Genomic DNA, 17,004 nt, shown 5'->3' on the forward strand with positions numbered 1-17,004 from the left:
CAGTGGTATCACAGGATACAATCCTTTGTAAAAGCGCCTTAATAAGGGTGAGTTATTACTGGAACTATGGGTACAATTTACAAATTTGCTGAGTTCATCACATATTGCGGCTAATAAACTGGGTGACCTCAGGCAAACCAACCTGTGTTTTTAGGTTTGTGAAAATAAAAGGTTTTTCACCACGCATCTTTTTCGTATCCCTTTCCATTACTCCCAAATCAGCACCGACATAGGGAGCCAGATCGATTTTATTAATCACCAACAGATCGGATTTTGTAATTCCAGGTCCACCCTTGCGCGGAATCTTATCCCCTGCGGCAACATCAATCACATAGATCGTCAAGTCCACAAGTTCGGGGCTAAAGGTAGAGGCAAGGTTATCCCCTCCACTTTCCACAAACACCAGATCGAGATCTTGCCAACGATGCTCTAGTTGGTCGATCGCTGCTAAATTCATCGAAGCGTCTTCCCTGATTGCCGTATGCGGACAGCCACCCGTCTCAACTCCGACAATGCGATCGCGCTCTAGTGCCTGACTGCGCACCAAAAATTGAGCGTCTTCTTGGGTATAAATATCGTTGGTAACTACAGCAAGATTGAAATGTTGCCGCATGGTTTTACAAAGGGCGTCAACGAGGGCGGTTTTTCCCGAACCCACAGGACCTGCAATGCCGACACGAAAAGCAGACATAGACGTTATTAGGTTGTTGTAGAGTTTTATGCTGTAAGTCTAGCAATGAGTCAGTTCGCAAGATCGAGTCAGCGATCGTTAAAAGTAAGGTTCGCTTTTTTTAGGGTGAATGGCGATCGGATTTTGCTACCTAGAAGGGGATGCACGAACAGCGATCGGCTTAGTACTTGGCAAACACGCGACTAGGAACTTGCGACGCAAGATTAGGATTAGAGTTTGTAGCATTGGGACTGGCTGCGGTTGGGTTTAGATTGCTACGAACAGGCGATCGCATCAAAGCCTCTGTATTAAAGCGATAGCCAACATTCCGTACCGTTTGAATTAGATTGGGTTGCTGCGGATCGAGTTCAATCTTTTTGCGAAGAGACAAAATATGCGTATCCACCGTACGAGGATTATTAATTTCATCAGGCCAAGCTCTCTGTAAAAGTTCAGCCCGACTAATCGCCGCACCTTCGGCTTGTGCCAATACATACAGCAAACTAAATTCCTGCGGCGTTAAGTCAATCGCTATCCCCTTGAGCCTTACCTGTCGCTGCACGAGGTCAATTTTAAGATTGCCATAGTCCAAATAAGCTGGAGGTGCCACCTGTCGAATTCGCCGAGTTAGGGCTTCTACTCTCGCCAAAAACTCTTGAATCCCAAAGGGTTTAGCCAAATAGTCGTCGGCTCCCGCTTTTAGACCAATCACTACGTCCGTTTCAGCAGGACGGGATGAAATCATAAAAATAAGTGCTTTTTTTTGTTTGAACATCCAACGACAAAGTTCGATACCATCCCCATCGGGCAAATCTGAGCTTAAGACGATCAAGCTGGGCTGTTGCTTTTGAAATACTAGTTTTGCTTGTGGTAAACCCGCAGTTTGAATTACAGAGTAGCCCACTTGTTGCAAATGCCAACCTAAAAGTGAAGCAAGATTGGGATTACCCTCGACAATTTGAATACTAATCGGGATCAAAATACACGCTCCTGCCAAGTTTGAGGTTTAGCTCAAATTTATAGTTAAGTTAAATCAGTAGATTGCTAAGGCTCAGATGTGAGTAATGAGCGAATAGCCAAACTAAAAACTATGACTAGGTTTTAGTGGTTTGCCATACTTCCAAGCCCTTGTGAGGTTAATTTTTTTCTTAGAGTTTTTTGCTCTCGATCGGATTGCAAATCAACTAACTTATTAAAGAGAAGTTCGTAAACATAATTCAGCATGATAGCTTAGCCCAAATCGGATTTTTGTAGCTGTCACTACCCAAGTCATTGCTACTATTCACGGGTAATCATCTAATAATTAATCCTTGCAATGAATAACACTTTTACAAAAAAGTCTGCACGCTAGGCGAAACACAAATTTCTATCCGTCACAATTTCAATTAAATTTGATATAGCACCTGTTGGTTGCGGTTCCGCTCAACATACGTGTACTCAGTGGAGCCACAGCGCAAATCATTGAATCTCAAATCATTTAATTAGTGAACTATCGTAATCCTGCCCCCACCGTAGATATCATCATTGCTATGGTCGATCGCCCCTACATACCCATTGTACTGATCGAACGGCGAAATCCCCCGCACGGATGGGCAATTCCAGGTGGATTTGTTGACTATGGCGAGAGTCTAGAAACTGCCGCAAAGCGCGAAGCCAAGGAAGAAACTGGGCTTGAGATTGCGTTAATCAGTCAATTTCATTTTTATTCTGACCCCAACCGCGATCGCCGTCAACATACGATTAGTGCGGTGTTTCTAGCAGAGGCAAAAGGCGAACCCAAAGCCGATGATGATGCCAAAAATCTAGGCTTATTTCATGCGTGGGAAATGCCAACTCCCCTATGCTTTGACCACGAGCAAATTTTACGAGACTATTGGCGCTATCGGCTTTATGGTATCCGCCCAAGTTTGAGCTAGTGTTCTATCAAGAATTTTTGAAGGTTTTCACCCTTCAAAAAACACACCCAAAAAACTTTATAGATTCCTTATACCCTCAACTAATCGTGGACTACTAGGATAATTCTTCAGCATGATAAAAGGGCAGAAAAATTGTGAGAATTTCGCCATCATAAGAGGCACTGGTGGGATGAAGCTTCACGGTTAATTTTCCGCCCAGAGCCTGCAAAATTGTCTTCGTAATCGGTAGGCTTAAGCTCAAGGTTCCCGTTTCAGGCTGTAGCATCAGCCATTGCCCAACCGCTTTGAGTAGCGGCGAAAGTAACGGCGAAAGTAATGGTGAATTTTGCCGAACCGACTTGCGATTCTCAGCATGTTCGGGTAACGATAAAAACTGAAACTTTAAGTGTTCGCCCGCTACGGTCACATACATTTGAATCTGACTACCAGGCGGAAAACTCCGAATTAAGCGATCGACCAAACCGTTGAGTACCTGCTGTAGTAGTTTCGCGTTACTCAAAATCGCAGGAATATAAGTCGGTAAATTGGCTTCGAACTTAACTTGTCTGCGACTTGCTTGCTCTTGCCAACGTGAGATCTGAGTTTCTAACAATTCCTGAATAAAAGTTGCTTCTAAAGGAATTGGGTAAGCAGCTAACTCAGCCGCTTCAAAAATTAGATTGAACCGTTCTATTTGCTCCGTACATTCAGCATTGATCTGCTCTAACCGCCGCTTAATATCAGCCGTAGCATCTTTACGCCGCATTAAAGAACGAACCAGAGTGCGAATCGTGGTTAGGGGCGTTCGCACCTCGTGGGTAATTGCCTTAATGATGTCAACTTCTTGAATTTCAGGAATCGGTAGTTCTTGGTTGACCGATTGTGCCAGTAGCAAAGCCCCAAATCTCGACATTACCTGATACGGAGGCAGTTTAGGTGGAAACTGCTTGAGTTGAGATTCTAATAGGGCAAGTTGATCGGAATGGGTGATGCGTTGTCTGAGCACAGCGATCGCTTGATGAATCGGTTGAGGATGCATAGAGATCAAACAGCTTTGACTGCGATCGGATGCCAAAGCAATCACACTCAGGGTTTCAGTCAGCAAAAGACATAACCACTCAGTCTTAAGCGGATCGTCTTTAGAAAGCTTGATAATTTGGGTATGGGCGATCGGCAATGTGCCAGCATGCAATAACGAAGAATCACTGGTCGTGAATACCCAAGTGTGTAAGTCTTCTGATTGCCGATCTAGTAATACATAGGGACTATGGGTAAATAGCAAACCTTTAAGCGGCTCTCTAGAGGAGAACTGCCAGATAACTGCTACAAATCGATACCAAAACTCTCTAGCACTGGTTTGGTGGAGCTCTTCAACAAACTCACTATCAAGCAGCACTTCATAAATTGTTGCTGACAATTGTGCTACCCCAAACTCGGCTTACCGACTTTTCATGTTTTTCGTACCTAATAATACTCCCAACCAACCCCAAGATTATCAAAATCAGGAGACCGAAAAAGCTAAAGAAGCCCCCCTATAACTGACCCATAAATCTGGGAGAGTTATAGAGGGGCTTAATGAAAATCAAATGCCTGTTTTATCGACCTTCACTTAAGGCAGTATCAACACGATCGAGCTCAACTAAGACGCGATCGCGTACTTTTTGGGGCACAGATCGTCGGCTAGTACCGTTGTAATAAGTGGCAACCGCATTGAGCGCAGTCCTCAGTGTTGTGAACGAATAAAGGCTATTTTTCTCGGCATCGGCACGATAGCGAGAAGAATAAGCGTTGATCTTATAGTGAGCCTCAGTCTGGATCTTATCTTTGTCTTGAGCATCGGGTGGCAAAGTCACAGCATTGCGTAGGCTAGCCACGAGCAACTTGGAGTCTTCAACATAATTGCCAGTCATCCCAGCATTGACGCGTTCTATGAGTTCGCGGTTTGTGATGTCAACTTTTTTGGTAAACAAACCTGCCGCGATCGCGTCTTGTGTATTGCCATATCCAATCAGACTAGTCACTAACACAAGGGTCACCATCAGTAAGCACTGTAGTGATTTCGAAACTAGCTGAGTATATTTCTCTTTCATGAATCAATTTTGTTATCTGTCTTTAAAGACAATTTTATGGCTTTTGGGACAATCCCCTTTCTATCTTCAGAAAGGTAAGCGGGATCAAAATGTTACGATCCCCTGACATTTTTGATCCCGCATCGATCCCCATAGATTTTTAGATGAAACCTCGATCAAAACTGGGTTTCGACTAAGTATTTATGCTTGTTTGCATACTCGGTGAGCCGCGATAAGCCTCAAAATAAGCTGCGCAAAAGTTGACCAGCGAAGCATTGTTTGGCAACAATAAGAATTGTGGACTTAAAAAACGCCTTGAACCAATATTGATCCCAAAACACATTCAAGCTATGAGTCGTTGTGTTGCAGAGCTTCTCTGCATGGGGATCTAGAGTAATAACCGGAGGTAAAACTTACATGGCAAAAGAGCGTCCCCCTTTAGAAGAAATGACCTTGCGACAGTTACGCAAGGTGGCTGCCGAGTTTGAAATTTCTCGCTATAGCCGTATGCGGAAATCTCAACTACTTTCTGCTATTCAAGTTGCAATGATGGCAGCAAATGTTGTCCCAAATAGATTAAACAGTAACTCGGAGATCAAAGAAATCGTGGAAGCAACAAAATTTGATTTAGGAAGCGAAGAACCAACCTCGGCAGCTCTATCTGCGGTCGATGAACCCCTAGGCGATCTCCCACAAGGCTATGGTGAGAGTCGCATTGTGATCATGCCTCGCGACCCTCAGTGGGGATATGTTTATTGGGACATCCCTAACTCAGCCAAAGAAAATCTCAGACATCAAGGCGGTCAACAGCTCGCCCTGCGTTTATACGATGTCACCGACATTGACATCAATACCCAAGCGCCCAACAACGTCCAAGAATATCACTGTGACGAACTGGCAAGAGAATGGTATTTGCCTATCCCCATTAGCGATCGCGACTATGTCGTTGAGATCGGATACCGTTGTGCCGATGGTCGTTGGCTAACCCTTGCGCGTTCGGCAAACGTTCATATTCCCCCGACCTATCCTTCCGACTGGGTAGAAGATCATTTTATTACCGTACCTTGGGAAAAGAACCTCAACGGTCAAACCCTGTTTACCCTTGTACCTCCTAGTCGCAAAAAGGTCGAAGTCACACAAAGCCCAAGTGTTGGCGATGCCCTCTACGACGAAATCTTTAACATGGCTCGCAGCGTTGAAGCCCAGCGAGTTGCAGGTTCTTTATATGGCTCCATGCAAATGTCTGGTGCTGGTATCGAATCTCTCAGCTCCCATGTCTTCCCATCTGGGGCAGGCTTGTTGGCAGCAGGTGCGCTCAGTGCTTCAGGCATTAACTATTCAGGTATCGGGATGTCAGGCGCTGGCTTGTTCTCTGGCTCCATATCCTCTCGTCCCCGTCAGTTCTGGCTTGTTGCTGATGCTGAGCTGATCGTCTATGGCGCAACTGAGCCTGATGCGAATGTTACGATCGGCGGTCGTCCAATTAAACTCAGCCCCGATGGTACTTTCCGCCACCACATGTCCTTCCAAGATGGCATTGTTGACTATCCGATCTTTGCAGTAGCTGCCGATGGCGAGCAAAATCGTTCGATTCACCTCAAGTTTGAGCGCCAAACTCTAGAGCGTCGGACAAATACCAAAGAAGAAGCAATTCCTGAATGGATTAGCTAGACCTCTGTTTTGACAATAGGTTTACTCCACCTCTAGTTTCTAAGATTTCTATGGGTGGAGTTTTTTATTGGCAATAAATTTGCCTCCTCAAAAAAAACTTTGAAAATTCCTTAAATTGCACTTGATGAAGTTCATTTGTAAGTGCTATATTCATAAAGCGCAAAAAACGCCGGGATAGCTCAGTTGGTAGAGCAGTGGACTGAAAATCCACGTGTCACGAGTTCAAGTCTCGTTCCTGGCATATTTTTAAAATTAATAGACAAACAGTTGTGAATCCAACAACTATCTATCTTGCATTTTTTAGGTGGGACCTTTGATGCCCCCAAATTCCTGTCCGTATTACTACTATATTTGCCCCCTTTCCCTGCATGGGAGATTACAACGCGGATACTTGCTCCAATTGCATCAAGGGTTGCCAATTGCAAATATCATCTAAGAGGGCAAGATAACCGTTTGTATTTGGGTGCAAACCGTCCTGGCAGATGCGATCGCTCATCCAAGCTTGCCCCCTCTCTTGCCATAGATCGAAGATATCTAAGTAGGGAATATTCCTGACTTGGCAAGCTGATTTAGTCGCTTCTTTATAGCGAAACTGATCGTCATGATTGAAGTGCAAACAGTCCAAAAAAGGCATTTTCGATTCATCGACGGGAACCATGCCTACAAAGATCGTAGGACAGAGATTCTGCGCTTTGTCAAGCAAGTTGACCATTTCTAAAGAAAAGCGTTCGTAATCCGTCATCGTTCTACTTTCGCGATTGCCAACTCTTGCAGAATCATTCACGCCAACGGACAAAATCATCAAATCGGGAATCCTATTTCGGAGTTCGCCCCGCAGTAAAAATTCTTGCTCTAAGCGTTGATTGACCTGAGCAACCGTATCGCCCCTTACTCCTAAGTTATAGAGGACATGACCTGCTTCTATACCCATCCATTGCCGCCGCAGTTGTTCCACCCAACCTCCATGAACGGGATCGCCATAGCCATAGATTAAACTATCGCCAAAGGCAGTAACCCTTAGAGGTTGATGGGAGCGAGAAGAGATGGTGGGAGCTTTCAGAAGGTTTAAAGTCATCAGAAAATGCACTTAGCAAAAATGTAGGAGTCAAAACTTCATAAAACTACATTTAGATTAGCGCAATTAAGCGTTATTACTTAATATTTCTTGAGCTATATTTTTTGTTTTAGCGATCGCTAGGATTACATTCATAATCAAAATGAGGCAATTAAATTACAGGCGCTTTAGGATGAGTAGTGTAATGTCATCAAACACTTTTTGTAAGCCTATATGCTGTCGAACATCATCGATGATTGCCCACTTGATTTCACGGGCAGATTTTTCCCAATTTTTGCTAACCTGACTGCACAACCGTTCAACGCCATACTGCTTTTTGTCCATGTCGATCGCCTCAGGAATGCCATCGGTATAGAGGACAACACCATCACCAGGTTGTACCTCCGTAATCGCTAGATTGATAAATTGGTCGATATCATCATCCAGCCCTATCGGAAATCCAAGATCGATGGTATCTACACGTTCGACAACGCCATTTTTACGAACCACCAGCATTTCTTCATGTTGACCGCTGATACTAACTTTGCCATCGATGTAGTTGAGAATCAACAGAGATAAGTTTTTGTTGCAGTCCATTCGCTGTACATTCTTGTAAATGGCGCGGTTCAACGTTGACAAAAAACGAACTGGATCTTCTTCTCGCACTTCTTTAAGCGTCCGCACTGCCGTTTGTGCCATCAGCATCAGCAAACCGCTTTCGAGCCCGTGCCCTGTGACATCGCCAATACTGATCGTCACCACACCATCGGTATTGAGGACATCGTAATAGTCACCTCCGATCTCATCTGCAGGTTCCATATAGCCAGCAATGTCCAGCCCCTCGATCGCTAATTCTTCAGGCTTTGGTAAAATCATCTGCTGAATCTGGCGGGCAATATTGAGTTCCGCACCCATGCGCAGGTTTTCAGTTTTTAATTGTTCGTTCATGGCAGCGATCGCCTCTGCCTGCTTTTGTTCGGTAATATCAAACATTGCCCCATCAAGGTACAGTGGCTTTCCATTCGCGGCAAAGATGCCTTTACCCAGCTCCTGTACCCATCGCGCAGATCCATTTTGGTGCAAAATACGGTATTCCACTTGGTAAGGCTGTTGTTTCGCCAGAGCTTCGCGTATCGTTTGCGTTAACATTTCGCGATCGTCGGGATCAATGATGCTCTCAAGAGTTCGAACTCTGTTTTCGATAAAATCTTCAGCAGGATAGCCAGCAATATCTAGAATGGAATTACTCATAAAATCGACGAGCCAAACAGCATCCATTTTACAGCGATAAATTGCCCCAGGAATATTTGAAATCAGACTGCGCAGGCGTTCTTCATTGTGGCGCAGGGCTTCTTCTGCTTGCTTGCGATCGGTGATATCCCGAATGATATTGAGAACTTCATTGTCACCAGTGATCACGATCCGAACTTCTTCATGTTGAATTTGACCATTGATGTCAATCTGTTGTTCGTAAATTTGCATTTCGCCCATCTGGAGCGCCTTGCGAATATGGTGCATCCGTAGATCGGCAATATCGCGTTGGAGGATGTCATAGATACTGACATCCCCCGCTGAGGAGAGTTCGGGATTCAATACAGAAAGGCGATCGCTACTAACAATTCCCAAATAGGTGCCATCTCCCTTCATCCGAATCAACAGGTCGGGCATGGCAGACATCAGTGCTTTACTCGTGGCTTCGCTTTGGCGCAAAGTATCTTGAAGCCTCTGCCGTTCGCGATCGCCGAGATACAAAGCCATAGCCAAAAGCGTAATTAAACCAGCTATAGCCCCTAGCAACCATAGAGTCAAACTACTCACAATAAACTCCTACATACGCTAGCGAACAAGCCATTTAGTCAGTATACAATTAGCTGCGATCGCACAAATCTAAAAACAATGATGATCGAATGGCTGAAATTTCACGTACCTGAATCTTTGCGAGAAGCCTTTATTCGCAAGGATGATGAGGTATGGACGCAGGAAATGCAAAAATTTTCGGGCTTTTTAGGGAAAGAAGTCTGGATCGATCCGATTACCTCCGATGTCGTCTTGGTGATTCGATGGGCAAGCCGCCAAGCTTGGGAAGCAGTTCCCAAAGCCAAGGTAGATTACCTAGAAAAACAAATGGGCGAACTCACGATGCCTTTACTTGAAAGCCAGCAGTACCAAGTACGGAAGTTCTTCCATTAAATTAGGCTGCCTGCATCATCCCATGCACGGCAAGCCAGATGCAGACAGGTTCGGCGCTCGTGTACGCAACGCGATGTTTTTGATGGGCAGGGATCAGGATATGGTCGCCTACTCGCAACTGTTGTCGCGAACCATCCATATAGGCAATTTCGGCTTCACCTTGAAGCAAGATCGCCCATTCATCTGTATCTTGGTCGTACCATTGTCCCTCGGGTGTAATTTGCCCCCTGGAAATAATCCGCTCGATCAGGATGCCATCACCTGATGCTAGTGGCTCAAACAGCTCTGATGGAATCGGTACTTGGGGAAGGTTAAAGATATTAGCCATAGTGACATTATGCATTGTTATTGACAACCCAGATTGTTAGCTATATATTATTTGCATGGAAGATTTGCTTGCACTAGCTACAAAACAGCCTACTTGGTTACTTGATGAATTTGCAGAAGTCGTTAATTCGTTTCTGCCCAGATTCTTGCCAGTAGAAAGAGGCTCGAATAAGATTAAGGAGGAAATTACACCTCGACTGCTCAGACACTACACGACCCAGAGTATGCTCGACGAACCATTCAAAGATGGCAAGTTTGCGGTCTATACCTATCGCCATTTACTACAATTTCTGGTCGTGCGTCGCCTGTTAGCTGAGGGTTTTAGTGCTTCTGCAATCGGTCAAATTGCGATCGCAAAAACAAATGACGAACTAGAAGGAATTCTAGCAGGAGGGGTTCAATTAAATGTTACACCTGCCAATCCTGCGATCGCTTTTCTAGAAAGTATTCATCGTAAATCTTCAGCAAAAGTGGCTGACAAGACTTCGTTAAGTTATGCGAACGCTCAGCCTTCTCGCTCAAATCGTTCTGAATGGACTCGGCTAGAAATCCAGCAGGGATTAGAGATACATATCCGATCTGATTTTCACAGTCCTCAGAGTACGAGCGAACAACAAAGCCTCTTGCAACGAATAGAACGTGAGTTTACAGATTTTATTGAAAGCCAAAGGAAAGGAAAACCATGAATGTACCCAGTATCCAGTTTGTCCCTCTGCGCGAGGTTGTTTGTACCGATGCATCCATCACGCTCGATCTGCTGATCAAAATTGTGCCTCCTGCAATTCAGATCGAAAAGAACAGACCACAGCTTAATATCAGTCTGGTTGTGGATCGCTCTGGCTCCATGCACGGACAAAAGATTGAATTTGCCAAGAAGGCAGCTTGTTTTGCGGTGGAGCAGCTTACACCCAGCGATCGCGTTAGCATAGTGATTTACGACGACAAGATCGAAGCGATCGTACCTAGTACCCTAGCAACCGATAAATCGGAGATGGTTAGGAATATCCAACGCATTCAATCTGGTGGAAGTACGGCATTGCATGAAGGATGGAGACAGGGTGGCATTCAAGTCAGCCAGCATTTAAATCCTACCCACCTAAACCGCGTGATTTTACTATCTGACGGTCAGGCAAATCTGGGAGAAACCAATCCCGATGTGATTGCCACAGATACGCACAAGTTATCAAAACTAGGTGTCAGTACCACAACCATGGGGATTGGAGATGATTACAACGAAGACTTGATGGAGGCGATGGCAAAAAGTGGCAATGGCAATTATTACTTCATCGAGTTTGCCGAACAATTACCCAATATTTTCCAAACTGAACTGCAAGGACTGATGGCAACCATTGGCAGCAAAGTCAGTTTGACCTTAGTACCAAAAAATGGGGTCGAAGTTCTTGATGTGTTTAACGATTTCGATCGGAACTCCACGGGCTCGTATCAATTACCGAATCTGATTTTTGGTAATCCCATCATGGTAGCTTTACGGTTAAAGGTTCCTGAGGTGTCAACGAATACGCAATTGTGCGAATTCACCCTGAGATGGAACAGCCCAGAGTTAGCTCAAAGGCAAAAACTCGAGACGACTTTGCAACTGAGCGCAGTCAAAAAATCGCAATTGGATGATTTCCCATTTAATAAAGAGGTACAGAGAGAAGTCGCCAAACTCATGGCAGCTAGAGCAAAGGATGAAGTGGTTAGAAACATCGATCGCGGAGATATTGCAGCGGCAAAACAAGTGATCGACAAGACGATCGGTGAATGCGCTGCCTATGAATTTGGCGGTATGGAGGCGGAAATGAAAGCGCTTAAAGAACTTGAGTCCGACCTAGATGACAATACGATTTTGAGAGCGCGAAAAAGAGCAAAATTTCAAGGTCATACCACCCGAAATAGTCAGAATTTCTGAGATATCGCATACCATTTTCTAAAAAGCATTACCTAATCTCAGTTCGGGATAAGAAAATCTACAACCCTTTATCTAAGGCTATTGAAATGGCTATCACTTTTTGACATTGTCGATCGCACAGAAGGTAGAGGGTTTTGTTGAAGATTGGCGCGACGGCGATTGGACTGACTGAGAACTAGTCGTTTGAGCATTTTTTTCGCAATCAGAAGATAAACGCACAAGCAATCTTGAATCGGCAGAAATCGCGATCGCAAACGCTGCTTGGTCTGGAGTTAAGCCATTCAGGGCTTTGATGTCGGCAAAATCTCCTTTGCTTCTGGGATATGCCAAATATTGCACCACTTGATTGCGCTTGACAAAAACCAAGAGGCTAATATCCTCCCTCTCAAAAATTCGACTGCTTTCGGCGGCTTTCCATGGAAAACCCAAGGATTTTTGGATTTCATCAACAGATGTATAGGGCGGAAAGATATAAACCTTGTCCCAATCAAAAGCCGTCAGCGATCGCAACTTAAGGCTAGTCCCAGACAGCTTACTTTGCTTGCTAATTTCAGCCCTAAGGATATCTTGTAAGCTTGCTCTACTTGGATTTAACTGGATGCCACGATAATCGCTAGGATAGTTTACAGGAGCCTCTTGACAGCCTGTTAAAACAGCCAAAACCCCTAAAATCGCGATCGACATTGTCTGTTTGAGTTTCATTTTCCTAAGTTTCCCGATCGCTTAGCTACATAGTTGGCTCGACCAATCTTGATGACCTCGCTCTGGTTGACACTTTGTCTGTGTGCCAACCCAAATAATTCGCCACAACTGATTTTTCTGTTTGACCAGTTCGATACGATAGCGCAGTCCAGACACAGAGTCATCTCCCCCACCTGTGCGAGTAAGTAGGGCGATCGCGCGATCGAAACCTAGGAATCTAATCTGGAGCGATTCTTCACTTCTAGCCCCTTCTCCAGCCTCAGCACTACCAAAAGCTCCCATAACCAACACACCTGGCTTTTCTCCAATGATTACTTCGATTTGACTGAGATCTTTAGGTCTAAAGTTTTCTCGGTCTTCGATATCAGCCTGAGCGATCGGAGTGGGAGTCGAGAATGTAGACCATTGAGATGGATTTGCAAACGCTCGGTCAAACCCAGAAACGATAGATGTCAGCCCCACCAAACAGGCGATCGCAAAGTTCCTGCGCCAAGATCCATAGCATGCAAAACCATGAAGTGAAGTCTCTGTCTTTTTGGGGTTTTGGTTAGAGAAAGGAAAAAAAGCCTTCAGATGTGCCATATCTAGTAGCGAAATCATAACTAGGTTAGTTTCTTCGACGAACTGGTTGACAACAGAATGACAGAAGATGTTCCAGTAGAATCGTTTGTGATTTGTGTGACTTAGGGAATGGGTAGAGTCACAGTAAAGGTTGTGCCCTGCCCCACAACGCTCTCAACCTCAATTTGACCTCCATGGGCATCGACAAATTGCTTAACAATGACTAATCCTATCCCTGTCCCTTTGATATCTCCAACATTCGCCGCTCTTTGAAACATTTGAAACATTTTAGATAAATACTCTAGTGGAATCCCAATTCCCAGATCTTTTACTTGCAGGCTGAGTTGACGATCCTGTCGATCCAGTGTCAAGCCGATCGCACCACCCTGGGGAGAATATTTGACGGCATTGGACAAAAGATTAACTAAGATATGTCTGAGCAGTTTAGGATCGAATTTTATCAAGGGATTTGCCAAATTATTCGCCAATTCAATACTTATATGCGGTGGAGAAATGAGTTTCACTTCTTCAATCAGCTCTTCACAAAAGCTCACAATATCTAAGTTAACTGGTTGACATTGAATGTCACTATAGTTGTTTTGACTAAAAACGATTAACTCATCCAGCAAAATGGTCATGTTTTGAATTGCCGCTTGAATTCGCAAAAAGCACTTAGCCTTTCTTGCTTCTGATATCTGCTGATAATGAAACTTCAAAATATCAGAGGATAATTGAACTGCTGCTAATTGAGCGCGCAACTCATGCGCCACAGTTCCTGTATATAGGGTATGCAGGTCAAGTAGTCCTTGAGCTTGTTGCTGCAAAGCCACATCGAGGATGCGTTTTTCGGCACAATGACGAGAAAGTGCCATCTTGAGGGTAGCATTGATGTCATTCGCTTTAATTGGCTTCAGAATATATCCATAGGGCTCTGTGGAGGCAGTTCGCTTTAAGGTGGCATCATCCCCAAATGCAGTTAAATAAACTACTGGAATTTGAAAGCGCGATTGAATTTCTTTAGCTGCCTCAACACCATCTACGCTTCCTTTGAGGTTAATGTCCATTAAGATCAGATCTGGGCGGGTTGCCTCTGCCTGCACGATCGCTTCTGTACCTGATTCGACAGTACCTAAAACGAGATAACCTAGCGATGACAAGATATCCTCAATGTCTAACGCGATAATACTTTCATCTTCGACAATTAATACTTTAGTCGCTGACATCGATATTTACCTATATTCCTTGCAGGTTTCAACCTCGCTAGAGTCGAGCACGGTAGTCAAGTCCTTTAAACACAATCTGAAACTTAGTGCCAGTAGAATAGTCCCACGTTGTTACTCCTTCCAACTGTCTAGCCAGTTTTCTAATCAGCATTAGCCCTAATGACTGGGTTGTGAGGGTATCCAAATCGCCGGGTAGTCCCACACCATTATCGCTTACAGATAAAATTAGGCGTTCTGGATCTAATTGAGCTAACTCAACGCGAATTTTTCCCGATCTTTGGTTTGGGAAAGCATGTTTAAACGAATTTGAAATGAGTTCATTTACGATCAAACCACAGGGCATTGCCGTCTCAATATTAACAGTTATGGGAGCAAGCTTTAAGCGCAGCTTAACTTTTTCAGCATGGTTGGAGTAAGTAACAGCAAGTCGGTTTGATAAATTCTGAATATATTCGTGTAAGCCAATCCGAGATAAGTCTTTAGCCTGATAAAGTTGCTCGTGAATCAAGGCAATCGAAAGGATGCGTTCTTGGCAATCTGTCAAAGCATCAAGACTCTGACGATCGGATAAACGACGGGATTGAATGGACAGCAAACTAGAAATTACCTGCAAGTTATTCTTGACCCGATGGTGAATTTCTTTAAGTAAAACTTCTTTTTCTTGAAGCGATCGCTGAATTTGTTTTTCAACCTTCTTGCGATCGGTAATATCTCGAATTGCGGCAATATAGGCGGGTGAACCATCCCACTCTATTTGCACCATCTGCATTTCGCCGATTCCCAATTTTTGGTTAGCGCGCACAATTTCCACCTCTGTGGGCTGACTAAATTGCTCTGGCATCTCTAGGTAAGAATCAATTAGACCTTGGGACTGAATGCCAAAAAGCTTTTCCGCTGATGGGTTAGCAAAAATAATATGTCCATTTTCTTCTACGATAATAATACCGTCAGAAATATTACTCACAATGGTTTGCAATCGGTTTTCGCTAACACGCATTGCGGCTTCAGATTTTTTGCGATCGCTAATGTCGGTAGAAATTCCGCATACTGCATACGGAATACCGCGATCGTCCATGAGTGGGAACTTCACCGTAAAATGGGTGCGAAGCCCATCTGTATGAGGAATAATTTCTTCAACTTCGCTAGGCTGTCTTGATTTAATAATGCCAATGTAACTGTCGATAAAAGCAGCGGCAATTTCGGGCTGCCAGACATCTGTGACATTTTTACCCATCAGTTCGCGATCGGTTCTTGCTACCAAGCGCTCGTAGCTGCGATTGACCAGCATATATTTGCCTTGCCAATCTACGACAAAGATCGAAGAAGGCGAGTTATCTAAAATTGCTTGTAAGAGTTGTTGGGCTTTACGTAATTCAAATTCAGCCTGCTTGCGTTTGGTAATATCGTGAGAAATACAGACACTGCCACCATCGGCCAATAGGGTGAGAGATAGTTCGTGGGGAAATCCCGAACCATCTTTGCAAGTTCCTGTCAGTTCGCCATTCCAATAGCCGATCTCAAGGGCTGAAGGCAGCACCTGAGATTCAATGAAATGTACGATTGCGGAACTATAGAGGTTTAGCCAATTTTTACCAATTAATTCCTCGGCACTGTCATATCCAAAAATATGGGCATGAGCTTGGTTTAAGTAGGTGTATTCCCCCTGTGCGTTCATGATCGCAATGCCATCTGCCGAAGTCTCCATTGCCGCCAACTGTTTTTTGAGCGTTAATTCGGTGGTTTTTCGTGTAATAGCCACAGAGGCATAGGTGGTGATAGTTTTTGCGAGTTGAATTTCCTCCTCAGCAAATTGGTGGGGTGTATCGTAATAGACAGAAATCCTACCTAGTTTTTTGCTCTGATATCGCATTGGAAAGGAAGCGATCGCTTTAATTCCTTCCTTTTCTCTAATCGCATCCAAAAATTCAACGCCCTCTTGATTTTCAAGGTCAGGAATAATCAATGTTCCTGTTTCCTGTCTTTCATTGATAGCCGTAAAGTAATCTTCAACAGCCTGGGTATAGACTTTACTCAAACCTAAAGAAGCCTGATAGCGACCAATGCCATCGCTGTCGGGGATCAGTAAAGCAACTCGTTCTATTTTCAGCGTGTCACGAATCCCTTCCAATACAACTTTATAGATATCCTGTAATGTCTCGGTTTGATTGAGGGCAGAGACCAGGCGATAGAGTCCATTTAGCCTTTCTAATTGCAAATTGAGGGCAGCTTCAGTTTGTTGCCTTTCGGTAATTTCTACCAGCAATCGCTGATTTAGCTGGGTTAATTCCTGCGTGCGCAGCTCGACGCGTTCCTCTAACTCAACATTCAGTTGCTGTAAATCAGACAATTTGACTTCAGGCACTGTTGTTGTAAAGGGTAAGAGACAGTGGGCAAAAAAATCGGCACCCCTTTCGACCGCAGCAAAGATTGCTTCGCGATCTAAGAGATTTTGGCAGCAACGACGCAGCGATCGCTTGTGTAAGCGATTGAGTTCGGTGATATCTAGTCCTGCTTCGATCGCCAGACAACCGATCTGATAGGCTCTCTCTAAATACAAGAATGCCTCATCACCCGAAATATAGCTTGCGATTGCGACATTGTACTGTTCGCAAATCTCTTCAAAAGTTGCCTGTCTAAGCATCATACTTTTTGACTAGTGAAGCTGCTTTCGATCGTTCTCTATTAACTATTTATAATTACTTTAGCTGAAATTACTGAAAATCCAGAGAA

General features: G+C 44.3%; 16 protein-coding genes and 1 tRNA gene. 6 read left to right on the forward strand and 11 right to left on the reverse strand.

Annotated features, from left to right (window positions below):
- Positions 1-97: 97 nt before the first annotated feature.
- Positions 98-691: an urease accessory protein UreG gene (gene ureG / locus ACP2WE_RS04365; RefSeq protein ID WP_425214373.1), complete on the reverse strand. Its 594-nt coding sequence runs from the start codon at positions 689-691 to the stop codon at positions 98-100.
- Positions 692-851: 160 nt separating this feature from the next.
- Positions 852-1,649, reverse strand: coding sequence for a response regulator transcription factor (locus tag ACP2WE_RS04370; protein WP_425214468.1), 798 nt, complete (start codon positions 1,647-1,649; stop codon positions 852-854).
- A gap of 505 nt (positions 1,650-2,154) precedes the next feature.
- Here ACP2WE_RS04370 and ACP2WE_RS04375 point away from each other — a divergent pair.
- Positions 2,155-2,586: an NUDIX domain-containing protein gene (locus tag ACP2WE_RS04375; RefSeq protein WP_425214374.1), complete on the forward strand. Its 432-nt coding sequence runs from the start codon at positions 2,155-2,157 to the stop codon at positions 2,584-2,586.
- 94 nt (positions 2,587-2,680) lie between these two features.
- Here ACP2WE_RS04375 and ACP2WE_RS04380 read toward each other — a convergent pair whose 3' ends face one another.
- Positions 2,681-3,982 (reverse strand): sensor histidine kinase, encoded by a 1,302-nt coding sequence (locus ACP2WE_RS04380; RefSeq protein ID WP_425214375.1) that lies wholly within the window; start codon positions 3,980-3,982, stop codon positions 2,681-2,683.
- A gap of 178 nt (positions 3,983-4,160) precedes the next feature.
- Entirely contained in the window at positions 4,161-4,655 is a 495-nt protein-coding gene (locus ACP2WE_RS04385; protein WP_425214376.1) for a photosystem II protein Psb27, read from the reverse strand.
- 396 nt (positions 4,656-5,051) lie between these two features.
- Here ACP2WE_RS04385 and ACP2WE_RS04390 point away from each other — a divergent pair, with 396 nt between their 5' ends.
- Together ACP2WE_RS04390 and ACP2WE_RS04395 are read left to right on the forward strand one after the other, a co-directional pair.
- Positions 5,052-6,305 (forward strand): DUF4912 domain-containing protein, encoded by a 1,254-nt coding sequence (locus ACP2WE_RS04390; protein ID WP_425214377.1) that lies wholly within the window; start codon positions 5,052-5,054, stop codon positions 6,303-6,305.
- A 168-nt stretch (positions 6,306-6,473) separates the two neighbouring features.
- A tRNA-Phe gene (locus ACP2WE_RS04395) sits at positions 6,474-6,546 on the forward strand.
- A gap of 135 nt (positions 6,547-6,681) precedes the next feature.
- Here ACP2WE_RS04395 and ACP2WE_RS04400 read toward each other — a convergent pair.
- The gene (locus ACP2WE_RS04400) at positions 6,682-7,380 is read right to left on the reverse strand and encodes a GDSL-type esterase/lipase family protein (RefSeq protein WP_425214378.1); all 699 of its coding nucleotides are present in this window, start codon (positions 7,378-7,380) and stop codon (positions 6,682-6,684) included.
- Positions 7,381-7,536: 156 nt separating this feature from the next.
- Positions 7,537-9,177 carry a PP2C family protein-serine/threonine phosphatase gene (locus ACP2WE_RS04405; RefSeq protein WP_442778035.1) on the reverse strand — a complete coding sequence of 547 codons (1,641 nt, stop codon included), beginning with the start codon at positions 9,175-9,177 and terminating at the stop codon, positions 7,537-7,539.
- Positions 9,178-9,255: 78 nt separating this feature from the next.
- Between ACP2WE_RS04405 and ACP2WE_RS04410 the strand changes: the two genes are divergently transcribed.
- Complete coding sequence (locus tag ACP2WE_RS04410) at positions 9,256-9,549, forward strand: TIGR03792 family protein (RefSeq protein ID WP_425214379.1); 294 nt, start codon at positions 9,256-9,258, stop codon at positions 9,547-9,549.
- Position 9,550: 1 nt separating this feature from the next.
- Here ACP2WE_RS04410 and ACP2WE_RS04415 read toward each other — a convergent pair whose 3' ends face one another.
- Positions 9,551-9,877, reverse strand: coding sequence for a cupin domain-containing protein (locus ACP2WE_RS04415; protein ID WP_425214380.1), 327 nt, complete (start codon positions 9,875-9,877; stop codon positions 9,551-9,553).
- A 55-nt stretch (positions 9,878-9,932) separates the two neighbouring features.
- Here ACP2WE_RS04415 and ACP2WE_RS04420 point away from each other — a divergent pair, with 55 nt between their 5' ends.
- Together ACP2WE_RS04420 and ACP2WE_RS04425 are read left to right on the forward strand one after the other, a co-directional pair.
- Positions 9,933-10,562, forward strand: coding sequence for a MerR family transcriptional regulator (locus tag ACP2WE_RS04420; protein ID WP_425214381.1), 630 nt, complete (start codon positions 9,933-9,935; stop codon positions 10,560-10,562).
- Positions 10,559-11,788, forward strand: a complete 1,230-nt coding sequence (locus ACP2WE_RS04425) for a vWA domain-containing protein (protein ID WP_425214382.1) — start codon at positions 10,559-10,561, stop codon at positions 11,786-11,788. The genes ACP2WE_RS04420 and ACP2WE_RS04425 overlap by 4 nt, the downstream gene beginning before the upstream one ends.
- A 93-nt stretch (positions 11,789-11,881) precedes the next feature.
- Here the strand turns inward: ACP2WE_RS04425 and ACP2WE_RS04430 are convergent, their stop codons facing one another.
- The 4 genes from ACP2WE_RS04430 to ACP2WE_RS04445 all read right to left on the reverse strand — a co-directional run bounded on the left by ACP2WE_RS04430 (position 11,882) and on the right by ACP2WE_RS04445 (position 16,918).
- Positions 11,882-12,490: a hypothetical protein gene (locus tag ACP2WE_RS04430; RefSeq protein WP_425214383.1), complete on the reverse strand. Its 609-nt coding sequence runs from the start codon at positions 12,488-12,490 to the stop codon at positions 11,882-11,884.
- Between the two features lie 21 nt (positions 12,491-12,511).
- A complete protein-coding gene (locus ACP2WE_RS04435; RefSeq protein WP_425214384.1) occupies positions 12,512-13,072 on the reverse strand; it encodes a hypothetical protein in 561 nt (186 codons plus the stop codon).
- A gap of 101 nt (positions 13,073-13,173) precedes the next feature.
- A complete protein-coding gene (locus ACP2WE_RS04440) occupies positions 13,174-14,274 on the reverse strand; it encodes a hybrid sensor histidine kinase/response regulator (RefSeq protein ID WP_425214385.1) in 1,101 nt (366 codons plus the stop codon).
- 37 nt (positions 14,275-14,311) lie between these two features.
- Positions 14,312-16,918, reverse strand: a complete 2,607-nt coding sequence (locus tag ACP2WE_RS04445; RefSeq protein ID WP_425214386.1) for a PAS domain S-box protein — start codon at positions 16,916-16,918, stop codon at positions 14,312-14,314.
- Positions 16,919-17,004: the final 86 nt, after the last annotated feature.

The organism is Tumidithrix helvetica PCC 7403, assembly GCF_965232925.1.
Classification (GTDB): Bacteria; Cyanobacteriota; Cyanobacteriia; order Pseudanabaenales; family Pseudanabaenaceae; genus Tumidithrix; species Tumidithrix helvetica.

What these genes read in the sequence shown, in the direction of transcription:
- ACP2WE_RS04420 (WP_425214381.1), top strand. Translation starts at nt 9,933, where the DNA reads ATGGAAGATTTGCTTGCACTAGCTACAAAACAGCCTACTTGGTTACTT.
- ureG (WP_425214373.1), bottom strand. Translation starts at nt 691, where the DNA reads ATGTCTGCTTTTCGTGTCGGCATTGCAGGTCCTGTGGGTTCGGGAAAA.
- ACP2WE_RS04415 (WP_425214380.1), bottom strand. Translation starts at nt 9,877, where the DNA reads ATGGCTAATATCTTTAACCTTCCCCAAGTACCGATTCCATCAGAGCTG.
- ACP2WE_RS04425 (WP_425214382.1), top strand. Translation starts at nt 10,559, where the DNA reads ATGAATGTACCCAGTATCCAGTTTGTCCCTCTGCGCGAGGTTGTTTGT.
- ACP2WE_RS04445 (WP_425214386.1), bottom strand. Translation starts at nt 16,918, where the DNA reads ATGATGCTTAGACAGGCAACTTTTGAAGAGATTTGCGAACAGTACAAT.
- ACP2WE_RS04400 (WP_425214378.1), bottom strand. Translation starts at nt 7,380, where the DNA reads ATGACTTTAAACCTTCTGAAAGCTCCCACCATCTCTTCTCGCTCCCAT.
- ACP2WE_RS04430 (WP_425214383.1), bottom strand. Translation starts at nt 12,490, where the DNA reads ATGAAACTCAAACAGACAATGTCGATCGCGATTTTAGGGGTTTTGGCT.
- ACP2WE_RS04410 (WP_425214379.1), top strand. Translation starts at nt 9,256, where the DNA reads ATGATGATCGAATGGCTGAAATTTCACGTACCTGAATCTTTGCGAGAA.
- ACP2WE_RS04435 (WP_425214384.1), bottom strand. Translation starts at nt 13,072, where the DNA reads ATGGCACATCTGAAGGCTTTTTTTCCTTTCTCTAACCAAAACCCCAAA.
- ACP2WE_RS04385 (WP_425214376.1), bottom strand. Translation starts at nt 4,655, where the DNA reads ATGAAAGAGAAATATACTCAGCTAGTTTCGAAATCACTACAGTGCTTA.
- ACP2WE_RS04390 (WP_425214377.1), top strand. Translation starts at nt 5,052, where the DNA reads ATGGCAAAAGAGCGTCCCCCTTTAGAAGAAATGACCTTGCGACAGTTA.
- ACP2WE_RS04440 (WP_425214385.1), bottom strand. Translation starts at nt 14,274, where the DNA reads ATGTCAGCGACTAAAGTATTAATTGTCGAAGATGAAAGTATTATCGCG.